Annotated in this window: 11 protein-coding genes and 1 tRNA gene; 5 read left to right on the top strand and 7 right to left on the bottom strand. The window is 68.6% G+C overall.

What is annotated here, in order from left to right; translation table 11 throughout:
* Positions 1-32: 32 nt before the first annotated feature.
* On the top strand, positions 33-848 hold the full coding sequence (locus OG474_RS07930; protein ID WP_405061564.1) for a uracil-DNA glycosylase family protein: 816 nt from the start codon (positions 33-35) through the stop codon (positions 846-848).
* On the opposite strand, the gene OG474_RS07925 is transcribed toward OG474_RS07930, so the two are convergent.
* Positions 817-2,703, bottom strand: coding sequence for a GTP-binding protein (locus tag OG474_RS07925; RefSeq protein ID WP_405061563.1), 1,887 nt, complete (start codon positions 2,701-2,703; stop codon positions 817-819). The genes OG474_RS07930 and OG474_RS07925 overlap by 32 nt on opposite strands.
* A gap of 188 nt (positions 2,704-2,891) precedes the next feature.
* On the opposite strand from OG474_RS07925, the gene OG474_RS07920 reads away from it, so the two are divergent.
* Positions 2,892-3,968: a serine hydrolase domain-containing protein gene (locus OG474_RS07920; protein WP_405061562.1), complete on the top strand. Its 1,077-nt coding sequence runs from the start codon at positions 2,892-2,894 to the stop codon at positions 3,966-3,968.
* A gap of 138 nt (positions 3,969-4,106) precedes the next feature.
* Here the strand turns inward: OG474_RS07920 and OG474_RS07915 are convergent.
* The 3 genes from OG474_RS07915 to OG474_RS07905 all read right to left on the bottom strand — a co-directional run bounded on the left by OG474_RS07915 (position 4,107) and on the right by OG474_RS07905 (position 5,273).
* Positions 4,107-4,187 (bottom strand) — tRNA-Leu (locus OG474_RS07915).
* 16 nt (positions 4,188-4,203) lie between these two features.
* Positions 4,204-4,770, bottom strand: a complete 567-nt coding sequence (locus OG474_RS07910; protein ID WP_405061561.1) for a peptide deformylase — start codon at positions 4,768-4,770, stop codon at positions 4,204-4,206.
* The gene (locus OG474_RS07905) at positions 4,767-5,273 is read right to left on the bottom strand and encodes a glycine cleavage system protein R (RefSeq protein WP_405061560.1); all 507 of its coding nucleotides are present in this window, start codon (positions 5,271-5,273) and stop codon (positions 4,767-4,769) included. The genes OG474_RS07910 and OG474_RS07905 overlap by 4 nt, the downstream gene beginning before the upstream one ends.
* A gap of 105 nt (positions 5,274-5,378) precedes the next feature.
* Between OG474_RS07905 and OG474_RS07900 the strand changes: the two genes are divergently transcribed.
* From OG474_RS07900 to OG474_RS07890, 3 genes are all read left to right on the top strand, one after another.
* Positions 5,379-6,500: a sensor histidine kinase gene (locus OG474_RS07900; RefSeq protein ID WP_405061559.1), complete on the top strand. Its 1,122-nt coding sequence runs from the start codon at positions 5,379-5,381 to the stop codon at positions 6,498-6,500.
* Complete coding sequence (locus OG474_RS07895; protein WP_405061558.1) at positions 6,497-7,153, top strand: response regulator; 657 nt, start codon at positions 6,497-6,499, stop codon at positions 7,151-7,153. The genes OG474_RS07900 and OG474_RS07895 overlap by 4 nt, the downstream gene beginning before the upstream one ends.
* Before the next feature lie 77 nt (positions 7,154-7,230).
* A complete protein-coding gene (locus OG474_RS07890) occupies positions 7,231-9,582 on the top strand; it encodes a GH92 family glycosyl hydrolase (RefSeq protein WP_405061557.1) in 2,352 nt (783 codons plus the stop codon).
* On the opposite strand, the gene OG474_RS07885 is transcribed toward OG474_RS07890, so the two are convergent.
* From OG474_RS07885 to OG474_RS07875, 3 genes are all read right to left on the bottom strand, one after another.
* On the bottom strand, positions 9,583-10,890 hold the full coding sequence (locus tag OG474_RS07885; protein ID WP_405061556.1) for an NAD(P)/FAD-dependent oxidoreductase: 1,308 nt from the start codon (positions 10,888-10,890) through the stop codon (positions 9,583-9,585).
* 202 nt (positions 10,891-11,092) lie between these two features.
* Positions 11,093-11,467, bottom strand: a complete 375-nt coding sequence (locus OG474_RS07880) for a VOC family protein (protein WP_405061555.1) — start codon at positions 11,465-11,467, stop codon at positions 11,093-11,095.
* 255 nt (positions 11,468-11,722) lie between these two features.
* Positions 11,723-12,916: a GNAT family N-acetyltransferase gene (locus OG474_RS07875; RefSeq protein WP_405061554.1), complete on the bottom strand. Its 1,194-nt coding sequence runs from the start codon at positions 12,914-12,916 to the stop codon at positions 11,723-11,725.
* Between the last annotated feature and the right edge of the window lie 9 nt (positions 12,917-12,925).

Genomic DNA, 12,925 nt, shown 5'->3' with positions numbered 1-12,925 from the left:
TTTTAGACGCGACACACCACTAGTCTGAACATGTGAAGTTGCCGCATCCGTTGACTGGGGAGTTGTTCGAGAGTCCGGTGCCGCCGGGGAGTGGGTGGCCGGAGGATCCGGCGGGGGCTGGTACGGCGGTTGCTCGGTCGGCGGGGGAGGTGCGCGAGCTGGCGGTGGGTGGGCTGGCTGAGGTGGAGGCTCGGGTTTCGGTGTGCCGGGCTTGTGAGCGGTTGGTGGAGTGGCGGGAAGAGGTTGCCCACAGCAAGCGTGCGTCGTTTGCGGACCAGCCGTACTGGGGCCGGCCCATTCCCGGGTGGGGAGCTGCGGAACCGCGGATCCTCATTGCAGGACTCGCACCGGCCGCGAACGGAGGTAATCGGACCGGTCGGGTGTTCACCGGCGATCGGTCCGGCGACTGGTTGTTCGCGGCGCTGCATCGCGTCGGCTTGGCCAACCAGGCGACGAGCGAGCATGCGGGGGATGGGCTGCGGTTGCACGCCACTCGGATGATCGCCGCGGTCCGGTGCGCTCCGCCGGCCAACAAACCCACACCGGTCGAGCGCGACACCTGCGCTCCGTGGTTCCGCCGCGAACTCGAGCTGGTGCTCCCTTCCACCCGCGTCATCATCTGCCTGGGGAAGTTCGGGTACGACGCTCTGCTGGCCGGGCTCGGTTCGCTGGGCGCCGCCGTACCGAAGCCGCGGCCGAAGTTCGGTCACGCCGTCGAACATCAGATCGACGGCGTCACCGTCATCGGCTGCTTCCACCCCAGCCAGCAGAACACCTTCACCGGCAAACTCACCGAGGCCATGACCGACGCGGTCCTCAACCGCGCGCGCGAGCTGGCTGGCGTCTGATCGGCGCGTAGTGATCGAGTTGCGCATCCACAACGGCCAGTCCGTGGGCCGCGCCGGTCAGTTCGTTGCGTAGGGCATCGACCGAACCGGTCCGCACAGCACCCTGTACGACGGCGAGCTCGCTCGACAGGGTGGTCGTTTCGCCGATCGCGCCGTACCGGCCGAGGACCTTCAGCACCTCCGGCATCGTGTCGCTCGGGAACTCGACGTTGACCCGGTCGATCGGTTCGCACACGGTGGTCCCGGCGTTCTCCAAGGCCTCCTTGACGACCAGGGCGGTCGTGTAGCGGACGTGGGCGGGGTGCGGGGCGGCCGGTGGGTAGCCGCTCTCGACGACGGTGATCTTGACGTCGGTGACCGGCCAGCCGTTCGGCCCGGCGGCCAGGGGCTCGTCGAGATACCGGTAGACGGCTTCGCGGAAGCCCTCGATGGTGCCGTAGACGTGCAGCGGAAGGCTCCCGTGCTCGGCGGCGACGACCAGCGAAACGCCGATTCCGGGCGCGGCCGGCTCGACGGTGACGCCCAGCGTGAACGGATACTGGTGGTCGGGTTCGCCATACCGCAGTACGGCGTGGCCCACCCCAGCCGGGCGTTCGACGCAGATCACGGACGGTTGGCCGAGCAGCACCTCGATGCCGTACTCGGTGGCGAGCGTCTCCGCGATCACCTCCTGCTGCACCCTCCCGTACAGACTCACGTGGAGTTCGTCGTCGCGGACCCGCAACGTGATCAGCGGATCGAGGTCGGCGAGCTCGGCCAGCGCCTTGTGCAGGTCGTGCTGCTGCCCGGGGTCTCGCGCCGTGATCGTGGACTGCAACGCGGGCGGCAGGAAGTTCGGAGCCGGTACGCCGCTCGGTCGCGGACCGATCCAGTCGCCGATACGCGCCTGATCGAGCCCTTCGACCTGCACGATCTGGCCAGCCGTCGCCCGCGTACCGGGCACCGCACCACCTGGCTGATGGATCTGCATCGCGGTCACGACGCCCTGCGCCACATGATCCCGTACGGCGAGGGATCCGGTTCGGAGGCGGATCGAGCAGAGGCGTGCCCGCTTGCTCGTGCGCTCGATCTTGAAGACCTGCCCGGAGGTCGGACCGCCGGCGTCGCCGCTCGAGGTGGGGAACAAGCGCCGCGCCGCGTCGATCACCTGCTGAACGCCGACGACTGTCCGCGCCGAACCACACAGGACCGCAGAGGCGTGCGTGAGCGACCGAAGGCTCTGCCAGAGCCGCTCCCGCGAGGGCAGCCCGTGGTCGATCCACTCGGCCAGCAGTTCGTCATCGTGGCCGGCGAGCTCCGCGCACAGTTGCTCGCGTCCGACATCCTCGACCCGCGCGTCCGGCGTACCGGCGTTGTGCACGACGCTCAACGGGACAACGGATTCGGTGAGGTGCCGTTGGATCTGCCGAATCGTCCGGCCCGCATCGGCGCCCATCCGGTCGACCTTGTTGACGAAGAAGATCGTCGGTACGTCGAGACGCCGCAGCGCACGGTGCAGCACGATCGTCTGCGCCTGAACGCCTTCGACCGCGGAGACCACCAGCACGGCGCCGTCCAGGACGGACAACGATCGGTCCACCTCGGCGATGAAGTCCGGGTGGCCCGGGGTGTCGACGAGGTTCACGCCCACATCGGCCACGTGGAAGGTCGCGACGGCGGCGCGGATCGTGATGCCCCGGCGGCGTTCCATCGCCAGGCTGTCCGTCTGCGTCGTACCGTCGTCGACCCGGCCGGCCTGCGCGACAGCGCCGCCGAGCTGCAGCAGCGCCTCGGTCAGGCTGGTCTTGCCGGCGTCGACGTGCGCCAGCACGCCAAGATTCAGCCAGCGTCGGGGGAGATCGGGAGTGCGGTCCATGTGTGTCCTCGTGAGCAGTAGGTGCGGGGCAGCAGGCTCACGAGTTGGCGCATGGGTTGATCGACTCCTTGATCGGTGAGTTGCCACGGTCCTCGACCGCCGTCACCCATGTCAACCGAATAAAGGCCGGGGAGAACTGGGGGCGATCCCGGGTGCTCTTCGTTCGTCGGCCCGGTCAGGGTGGAGGAATGATGAGACGTGTCGGGTTGGTTGTCGTCGCGATCGCCTTGCTGGCTGCGCCATTGCGGGCCGAGGCAACGCCGTACGGGCTGCAGCGCGGGCTGGACGAGGTGGTGAGCGCGGCCGGGGTCGGAGCGCAGGCTCAGGTGCGGGACGGCGCCACGGTCTGGCGTGGGCGGAGCGGAGTTTCCGAAGTCGGGACTACGCGGCCGGTGCCGTTGGCGGGGAGGTTCCGGATCGGGAGCGTCACGAAGACGTTCCTGGCGACGGTGGCGCTGCAACTGGTTGCCGAGAAGCGCCTCGGGCTGGACGATCCGGTCGACCGTTGGCTGCCGGGGCTGCCGACCAACGGAGCCACGGTGCGGCAGTTGATGAACCACACGAGCGGCCTGTACGACGTGCTGTACACACTGCCGCGACCGCCGCAGCCGGAGTTCTACGCGAACCGCTGGCGGACGTGGACCGCGGACGAGCTCATCCAGCGAGCGCTCGCGAATCCGCCGACCTCAACCGTTCCTGGCAAGGTCTACAAGTACTCGAACACGAACTATCTGCTCCTCGGCGAGATCGTCGAGAAGGTCACCGGCCACAGCTATGCGTTCGAGATCGAGCGTCGGGTGATCCGGCCCCTGCATCTCCACGACACGAGCGTCCCGGGCACGGACCCGCGGCTCACTGGCCCCCACGCTCACGGCTACGTTCCGTCTCCGGATGGCAAGCTGCTCGACTTCTCCGTGATGAACCCGTCGATCTTCGGTGCGGCCGGCGAGATGATCTCGTCGACCCACGACCTGGATCGCTTCGTCACGGCTCTACTCGGTGGCCACCTGCTCCCGCGGGGGCTTCTACGGCAGATGAAAACCCCCGGAACCGAGAACGGCCACTACGGCCTGGGGCTGGCCTGGCGCACCACCACCTGCGGAACCACCGTGTACGGCAACGACGGTGACGCCCTTACCTACCAGGCCTGGTCATTCGCTTCCGAAGACCTCCGCCGCCGCGCGACCCTCGTCCTGACCCCCAACTTCGCCGCCGACTCGGACGGCCCCGTAGACACCTTCCTCGACAAAGCCTTCTGCGACTGAGCTGCCAGCGGGTGACGCGGACCTGCGCCACTGACCAACCCGCCGCCGAGCCCTCCAGCGAGGGCATGCTGAGCGTGAACCACGCGGGCCGCGAGCAGTTGGTGAGTGGTGGCGGTCCGCCGGGGCGAGTGCTGTCGGTGCCCGGGACGGGATTCGAACCCGTACGCCTTTCGGCTGCGAGGTTTAAGCTCGCTGCGTCTGCCGTTCCGCCACCCGGGCGCGGGTCGAGGGTACGTTATTTGTAGACCTTGCGGGGGTGTACGGCGTGCGCTCCGGCGACTCGGTCGAGGAAGAGTTTGCCGTTGCAGTGGTCGATCTCGTGCTGGAGGGCACGGGCTTCGAAGGCGTCGGTGGTGATGGTGACCTGGTCCGTCGTACCGGGGAGGACGCCGGTGACCGTCAACCGGGTGGCGCGTTTGACGTCGCCGGTGAAGTCGGGGACGGACATGCAGCCTTCGCGGGCCTTCTCCTGGCGGGAGGATTCGACGACGACGGCGTTGCAGAGGACGAAGACGCCGTGGCAGGTGCGGGTCTTGGGGTGGCCGGTGACGTCGAGGGCGAACATCTGGGCGGAGATGCCGACCTGAGGTGCGGCCAGGCCGACGCAGCCGGGGGAGACGCGCATGGTGGCGACCAGGTCGGCCGCGAGGGCGACCATCACGGGGTCGAGCGGGTCGACGGCCAGACCGGGGGTGGCGAGGACCGGGTGCGGGGCGCGGACCACTGCCAGTACGTCGCCGACCGCGGCGAGCTGGGCGGGGCTCCAGGTGGCGAGGGTCTGGTTGAGGTGGGCGACGCTCACAGGTCGTCGCTCTCCGCCGGGCTCAGGCTGACGCCGACGCCGAGCTCTTCGGCGGCGATCTCCAGCGCGCGGTCCAGCGTCTCTAGGTCGGCAGTGAGCGGCAGCTCGACCTCGGCGGTCAGGACGTAGAGGTCGCCGCTCAGCCGGGTGGCCAGGTCGGTGATGGTGCCGCCGGCGGCCGCGAGCATCCGGGTGACCGCGGCGACGATGCCCGGGCGGTCGGCGCCGTGGACGCTCAGCAGGTACGACGGCCCGATCGCGGCGTGCTCGTTCTCCGGGCCCATCGCGCGGACCGTGATGACCAGGTCGCCCCGCAGCGGTTCGATGGCCGCGGCCACCTCGTCCAGCGAGCCGGAGCAGACGATCATCATCGCGAAATGACCGCGCAGGAGCGTCATCGTGGAGTCCTCGAGGTTGACCCCGGTCCCGGCGAGGGCCTCGGTGACGTCCGCGATGATGCCCGGGCGGTCCGGGCCGATGACGGTGACTGCGAGCTGGCTCATGCCCGGGAACCTACCGCCAACCAAAGGAGGAGATCACCTCGACTTCGGTATCCGGACAGCCCGGAACGCGGCGGAGAGCGGTTTCTCGGCGGTACCGTCGTCCTCATGGACCGGTCCGCGCAACGTCGCCGCAGTACGCGGGACTGGATCGTGGACAGTGTCGTCTTCCTGGTCGCGGTGGTCTTCGGTCTGACGGTCTGGGACGAGAGCAAGCAGACACTGCACTCCGAGACGCTGGCCGCGCTGGACCTCTGGGCCGGGCTCGCGATGTGCCTGACGCTGTGGTTCCGGCGGCGGTGGCCGGTGCAGTTGGCGCTGCTGGCCTCGGTCGTTTCGACCTTCTCCGACATGGCCAGCGGCCCGACGCTGGTGCTGATCATGTCGGTGGCGATCTACCGGCCGTGGCGGACCACCGCGCTGGTCTTCGGCGTGAACGCGCTCTCGCTGATCGCCTACCTCCAGATCCGGAAGCAGGACGACGACGCTGCGCTCGTCATCGCCGCCACCTCGCTGTACCTCGCCACCGCGGGCTGGGGCCTCTACATCCGCTCCCGCCGCCAGCTTCTGCAGACCCTGCGGGACCGCGCCGACCGGGCTGAGACCGTGGCCCGCCTGCAGGCCGAGCAGGGCCAGCTCCGAGCCCGGGAAGAGATTGCCCGGGAGATGCACGACGTACTGGGCCATCGGTTGTCGTTGCTGAGCGTGCATGCCGGAGCGCTCGCCTATCGTCCCGACGCGTCCGCCGAGCAGGTTGGCGAGGCTGCCGAGGTCATCCGAGCCAGCGCGCATCAAGCGCTCCAGGATCTGCGCGAGGTGATCGGCGTACTGCGAGCTCCGGTCGGCGAGCTGCCGCAGCCGTCCTTCGCGGACCTTCCCGCGTTGATCGAGGCGTCCCAGGCGGCCGGCGTACCGGTCGAGCTCGAGCGGGAGGTGGCCGGGACGCTCCCCGATCACATCGGCCGTACGGCGTACCGGATCGTCCAGGAAGGTTTGACCAACGCGATGAAGCACGCGCCGGGCGAGCGGGTCACGATCGGCGTGACCGGTGCCGCAGGCAACGGACTCGAGGTCGAGGTGCGGAACCCGGCTCCCGGCCTTCGACGCGGCGAAGGGCAAGGGCTACGAGGCCTGCAAGAACGCGCGGCCCTCGTCGAAGGCCGGCTGGAACACGGCCGCACCCCCGACGGCGACTTCCGGCTCTACGCCTGGCTACCGTGGCCGTCATGATCCGGGTACTCATCGTTGACGACGATCCGCTGCTGCGCGCCGGCCTGAAGCTGATGCTGGGCGGCGCGCCGGACATCCGCGTGGTCGGCGAGGCCGGCGACGGGACCGGTGTCACCGGGCTGATCGAGCGGCTCGCGCCGGACGTCGTACTGATGGACATCCGGATGCCGAACACGGACGGCCTCACCGCGACCGAGACGGTACGCCGTCGCCCGGGCGCGCCCGAGATCATCATCCTGACCACGTTCGACGCCGACGAGCACGTCCTGCGGGCCCTGCGCGCCGGAGCCGCTGGGTTCGTGCTGAAGGACACCCCGCCGGCCGAGATCGTCGAGTCGGTACGGCGGGTCGCAGGCGGGCAACCGGTGTTGTCGCCGGCCGTCACCAAGCGACTGATCACCCGGGTCGCGGCCTCGGGGCAGGACCAGCGCAAGACCAAGGCGGTCAAGCGGCTGGCCGACCTGAACGAGCGGGAGCGCGAGATCGCCGTCGCGGTCGGCGAGGGGAAGTCGAACGCGGAGATCAGCGCGACCCTCTATCTGAGCGTCCCGACGGTCAAGACCCATGTCTCGCGGATCCTGACCAAACTCGATCTGAACAACCGCGTGCAGATCGCGCTGCTGGTTCACGACGCGGGCCTGCTGCACGAATAGACCTTGCGCAAGACACCTACCGGTCACCTGCGGCTTCTATCGTTGGAACGTTCGTCCGCCCACCGGGAGGCCTCCCCATGCGCTTGGTCGCAGCCGCTCTGACGCTCGCTCTGCTGGTCCCCGCAGTACCCGCCGAGGCGACGTACCGGCCTCCGTCTTACGACCCCGCCGCTTCTGTCGATCCGCTGATCGGTTCGCAGCGGGACGGGACGACGTGGCCGGGCGCGGTCCGGCCGTTCGGGATGATCTCGTGGAGCCCGACGAGCACGCGCGGCGACCAGACCAGCACTGGTGCGGCGAACGGTTATCAGTACGACGTGACGCGCGTCCGCGGGTTCAGTCTGACCCACCTCAGCGGCGCGGGCTGTAACCCCGGTGCGGCCGGTGACATCCCGATCCTGCCGTACGTCGGGACGGTCGATTCGTCGCCGACGGCCGACACGAAGGATGCGAAGTACGCGTCGAACTTCAGTCACGCCAACGAGAAAGCGGTCCCGGGCCGCTATACGGTCACGCTCGATTCCGGCGTGAAGACCGACCTGGCGGTGACCACTCGCGCCGGGGTCGGCGAGTTCACCTTCCCGGCCGACCAGACGCCGAACCTGCTCTTCCGTACGTCGAACTCGCTGAACGGCAGCGAGGACGCGGAGATCACCATCGACCCGAGTGGGCGGAAGGTGACCGGATCCGTGCTGACCGGAGCCTTCTGCGGTCGCCGGGCCAATGGCGGGGTGAACAACCGGAAGACCTACTACCGGCTGTACTTCACCGCGTCGTTCGATCAGCCGGTCGTTGCCAACGGCACCTGGAAGAACGGCGACCTGGCCGCGGGCAGCACGCACACCACCGGCGGTGAAGGTTACGCGACCGGTGCTGATCGGGCCGGGCGTGGTTCGGGCGGTTACGTGACGTTCGCGCCGGGCGCCAAGGTGCGGATGCAGTTGGGGATCTCGTACGTGAGTCTGGCCGGCGCCGAGCAGAACCTGCGCACCGAGGTACGGCGGTCCGCGACTGTGGACCGGATCGCGGCGGAGGGGTACGCGGCGTGGCAGCGGGAACTCCGGGCGATCGACATCACCGGCGGCACGGCTGCGCAGCGGACTACTTTCTATACAGCGCTCTACCACGTGCTGCTGCAGCCGAACATCTTCAATGATGTGGACGGGCGGTATCTGGGGGCCGACCTGAAGATCCACCGGCTCGCACGCGGTCAGAAGGCGCAGTACGGGACGTTCTCCGGGTGGGATCAATATCGGGCGCATATTCAGTTGCTGGCGCTGCTCACACCGGATGTCGCGGGCGACTTCGCACAGTCGATGTATCAGTTTGCCCAGCAGAACAAGGGCGTTTGGGATCGCTGGCTGCACAACAACGGCCCGACGCACGTGATGACCGGCGACCCGGCCGCGCCGACGCTGGCCACGTTTGCCGCGATGGGGGTGCGCAACTTCGACGTACGGGGTGCGTTCGAATCTCTTGCGGAGCAGGCGCGGGTGCAGAACGCCGATGCCGAGAACGACGGTGGTTGCCCAGGGCAATGTACCGGGCAACGACCTGCGCTGGACAACTACCTGGCACATCAATACGCACCTCAAGATGCCTGCCACTGTTGGGGCGGTGCCGCCGAGACTTTGGAGAACTCCCTGGCCGACTACTCGTTGGCGCAGTGGGGGCAGCGGCTGGGCGCCGACGTACAGGATCTGAAGGCACGGGGGAGTTGGTGGAAGAACACCTTCGACCCGGCCGTCGGCTACCAGCGTGCGCGCCGCTCCGACGGGACCTGGGAGCCGAACTTCACCCCGTCCACCCAGACGGGATTCGCGCAGGGCTCGAGCGCGACGTACACGTGGATGGTTCCGCAGGACGTCTCCGGCCTGGCCGCGCTGATGGACGGCAAGGCGGTTGAGCGGCTCGATGCCTTCTTCCACGACGAGAACGGCAACTGGGCGGTCAAGGGCGGTAGCGCGGTCCGCTACGACCCGACCAACGAACCCGGTCTGCACGCGCCCTGGCTCTACAACGGCCTCGGCGTACCGTGGAAAACCCAAGCCACCACCCGCGAGATCGTCGACACCGTCTACGGCACCGGCCCCGCCGGCCTGCCCGGCAACGACGACCTCGGCACGCTGTCGGCCTGGTACATCTACGCCGCCATCGGCCTCTTCCCCCAGACCGCCGGCCGCGCCGAGCTGCTGGTCGGCAGCCCCCTCTTCCCGAAGGTCGAGCTGCGCCGCAGCAACGGCGTACGGATCACTGTGGAAGCACCAGCAACCTCAGACACCAACCAGTACGTCGCCGCCCTCCGCCTGAACGGCCGCCCCCGGACCGAGTCCTGGCTCCCCGAGTCCTTCACCACGCACGGTGGGCGGATCGACCTACAGATGGGAGCGGCGCCCACGACCTGGGGCACCGCTCCGATCGACCGCTAGTCAGGACTCGGTGGCGCGGCGGAACTCTTCTCGGGGGGCCTGGAGGGTGCCCAGGGAGGTGACCTCGCGGCGGAAGAAGAGGGCCAGGGTCCAGTCGAGGATGACGCGGGCCTTGCGGTTGAAGGTGGGGACGCGGCTGACGTGGTACGTGCGGTGCAGGAACCAGGCCGGCCAGCCCTTGATCTTGATGCCGAACAGCTGGGCGACGCCCTTGTGCAGGCCGAGGCTGGCGACCGAGCCGACGTACTTGTGCTCGTAGTCCTGCGGCGGCTTGCCGTCGACGGTCCGCAGGATGTTGGCGGCGAGGCGGTTGGCCTGGCGGACGGCGTGCTGGGCGTTGGGTGCGCAGTACGCGCCGGTGTCGGAGGTGAGATCCGGTACGGCGGCGTTGTCGCCGGCGGACCAGGCGTCGGTGACACCCTCGATCCGCAGGTTGGCCAGGCACTTGACCCGGCCCTTCTCGTCGAGCGGGAAGTCCGTCGCGGCCAGTGCCGGGTTCGCCTTCACGCCGGCGGTCCAGACGATCGTGTCGGCGTCGAACTCCTCGCCGTCACTGAGGACCACGCGGCCCTTCTCGCAGGACTCGAGCCGGGTCTCCAGCTTGATGTCCATGTTCCGCTTGCGCAGCTGGTCGACCGTGTACTTGCCCAGGTCCGGGCCCACCTCGGGCAGGATCCGGTTGGTCGCCTCGACGAGGACCCAGCGCATGTCCTCGGGCTTGATGTTGTCGTAGTAGCGGGTGGCGTAGCGGGCCATGTCCTCGAGCTCCGCGAACGCCTCGACCCCGGCGTACCCACCGCCGATGAAGACGAAGGTCAGCGCGGACTTGCGCAGCGCCGGATCCGGCTGCGAGCTCGCGACGTCCAGGCGGTCGAGCACCTTGTTGCGCAAGGCGATCGCCTCTTCGACGTTCTTGAACCCGGCCGCTTCCTCGGCCAGCCCCGGGATCGGCAGCGTGCGGGCGATCGAGCCGAGCGCGACCACGACCTGGTCGTAGGCCAGCTCGTACTCCGGGCCCTCCTCGGGCATCACCTTCGCGACCTTGTGCGCGTGGTCGATCCCGACCACCCGGCCGGTCACCACCCGGCATCCCTTGAGGGTCTTGCGCAGCGGCACCACCACGTGCCGCGGTTCCACCGAACCGGCCGCCGCCTCCGGCAGGAACGGCTGGTAGGTCATCACCGACCGCGGGTCCACCACGGTCACCCGGATCTTGCCTTTCCTGGCCGCGCGACGCAGTCCGTACGCGGTGTACATCCCGACGTAACCGCCTCCGACGACGAGGATGTGCGGCACCTGGGCTGTCATGCGGTTCACTCTCCCTGAGTGGTTCTACGACTTCATGTCTACTTCAGGTTATCGGCTCGTGAAAACTTTCACAAACCCTCTGGGGAGTGATCTCACCCACCGGAATCCCTCGCTGGAGTGATCATCCACAGCCCTATCGTGACCCTGTTCCCCACCCACACCGAGCTATCCACCCACCCGTCACGCAACCGCAAGACACCACCTACTCGGTAGGCCCCTCCAACGCCAGCCGATACCCGCTCGGCGTCCGCAACAGCAACCGCCGGTACGTCCAGTCCGGCGCCGGCCGATTGACCTCCAGCTCGAACTCCAGCCCGGCCGCCCGGCACCGCTCCGCCGCCAGGTCGACGTCGGACACGCCGATCTGCCAGGTCAGCACACTCGGCGGATCGTTCTCCCGGCTCGCCTGCTGGATCCCGAAGTGGATCGTCTCGGTCCCGAACGCGATGAACTCCGGATACTCGTCGCCCTCGTAGATCACCGGCAGCCCGAGCTTCTCGTAGAACGCCCGCTCCGCAGCCAAGTCGGACACATTCAGCACCGGCGCCAACCGCGTGAACAACGCTTCCTCACCCATGCACAGCAGTATGCGTGGGACTGCAACCCGTTCGGTCGATCGAGGTGCACGTGGCTTGTGGTTCCGTGTTGTTGTTCAGGTCAGTGGAGTGAGCGGACCCCAGACACTCACCAATCGCCGGCGTGCCCGTCGGCCGAGCGTGGCTTGGGCTCCGAACGTGGAGGAAACGTGGGTTGGTGAGTGGGGGCGGTCCGTTGGTGTTGTCGCGTTCCACGCCGAAGTCGAGAGGTACGCCGCGGTCGGGTCGGCCGCCTACTACTCGTTCTCCGGTACGGCGTCCAGTCGGTAGGTGGAGATGTGGGAGGGGGAGTCGGCGGTGAAGGCGGCTCCCTGCCAGTTGGCGTGGCGGGAGGCGAGGGTGAAGCCGGCTAGTTGGGCCATGAGGTCCAGTTCGGCGGGCCAGATGTAGCGGTGGGGGGAGCGGTCGAGGTGGGCCTCGGTGGTGTCCGGGGTGAAACGGAAGTGGTACGAGGTGACGTGCTGGTTCAGGACGTCGTAGGTGTCCAGGAGGATGTAGTCGGGGTCGGCGATGCCTACGGTGGCGGGGGTGCCGGGTGGGAGGCGGCGGAGTTCGGGGACCCAGAGTTCGATGACGAAGTGGCCGCCGGGGGTGAGGTGGCGGGCGGCGTTGCGGAAGCAGGCGACCTGGTCTTCCTGGGTGAGCAGGTTGGAGATCGTGTTGAAGACCAGGTAGACGAGGGAGAACTCGCCGGGCACCCGGACGGCGGACATGTCGCCGATGGTGACCGGGATGGTGGCCTCGTCGGCCTTGGTGCGTAGTTGCTCGACCATCGGCGGGGAGAGCTCGATACCGCTCACCGGTACGCCGCGTTCGGCCAGCGGTACGGCGACTCGGCCGGTTCCGATCGCGAACTCCAGGGCGCGGCCGGTGCCGGCCAGTTCGGCCAGGCGGGCGGTGGTCGGGCCGAGGAGATCCGGCGACCACATGCCCACGCCTGGGGTGTCGTACTTCGAGGCGACGTCCGCCGTCCAGATGTCGCGGCGCCAGCGGAGTTTGTCCTCGCGGTCGTCCGCGGCGAACTGCCGGAATCCGAGGCGCTCGTAGAGGCGGCGGGCGTTGGTGTTGTCGCGTTCCACGCCGAGGTCGAGCGGTACGCCGCGGTCGGCCGCTTCCTGCTGGAGTTCGCGGATGATCGCCGTACCGATGCCTTGGTTCTGGACGGTGGGGTCGAGCTGGATGCCGCAGAGCTCGATGGAGGCGGGGTGGCGGGCGACGCGGAGGCGGCCGATCGGGCGGCCGGCGAGCTCGATGACGCTGGTTCCGGTGGGATCCGCGGCGAGCTGCTCGCGGGTCAGGTCGTCGAATCCCTCGCGCCAGCCTGGTTCGTCGGCGGCGGCCGAGAGGCGGCCCTGGGCGCGGGTGGCCTCGATGGCGACGTCCAGCAGGAAGTCGACGTCGTCGAGCGTGGCCGGGCGAAGGGTGTGCATAACTGAGCA

The organism is Kribbella sp. NBC_01505 (assembly GCF_045040285.1).
Taxonomy (GTDB): domain Bacteria; phylum Actinomycetota; class Actinomycetes; order Propionibacteriales; family Kribbellaceae; genus Kribbella.
Note: the sequence above shows the minus strand (reverse complement) of the source record. Positions and strands in the feature narration are given on the sequence as shown.

What these genes read in the sequence shown, in the direction of transcription:
- OG474_RS07905 (WP_405061560.1), bottom strand. Translation starts at nt 5,273, where the DNA reads ATGAGCCAGCTCGCAGTCACCGTCATCGGCCCGGACCGCCCGGGCATC.
- OG474_RS07885 (WP_405061556.1), bottom strand. Translation starts at nt 10,890, where the DNA reads ATGACAGCCCAGGTGCCGCACATCCTCGTCGTCGGAGGCGGTTACGTC.
- OG474_RS07895 (WP_405061558.1), top strand. Translation starts at nt 6,497, where the DNA reads ATGATCCGGGTACTCATCGTTGACGACGATCCGCTGCTGCGCGCCGGC.
- OG474_RS07875 (WP_405061554.1), bottom strand. Translation starts at nt 12,916, where the DNA reads ATGCACACCCTTCGCCCGGCCACGCTCGACGACGTCGACTTCCTGCTG.
- OG474_RS07880 (WP_405061555.1), bottom strand. Translation starts at nt 11,467, where the DNA reads ATGGGTGAGGAAGCGTTGTTCACGCGGTTGGCGCCGGTGCTGAATGTG.
- OG474_RS07890 (WP_405061557.1), top strand. Translation starts at nt 7,231, where the DNA reads ATGCGCTTGGTCGCAGCCGCTCTGACGCTCGCTCTGCTGGTCCCCGCA.
- OG474_RS07920 (WP_405061562.1), top strand. Translation starts at nt 2,892, where the DNA reads ATGATGAGACGTGTCGGGTTGGTTGTCGTCGCGATCGCCTTGCTGGCT.
- OG474_RS07925 (WP_405061563.1), bottom strand. Translation starts at nt 2,703, where the DNA reads ATGGACCGCACTCCCGATCTCCCCCGACGCTGGCTGAATCTTGGCGTG.
- OG474_RS07900 (WP_405061559.1), top strand. Translation starts at nt 5,379, where the DNA reads ATGGACCGGTCCGCGCAACGTCGCCGCAGTACGCGGGACTGGATCGTG.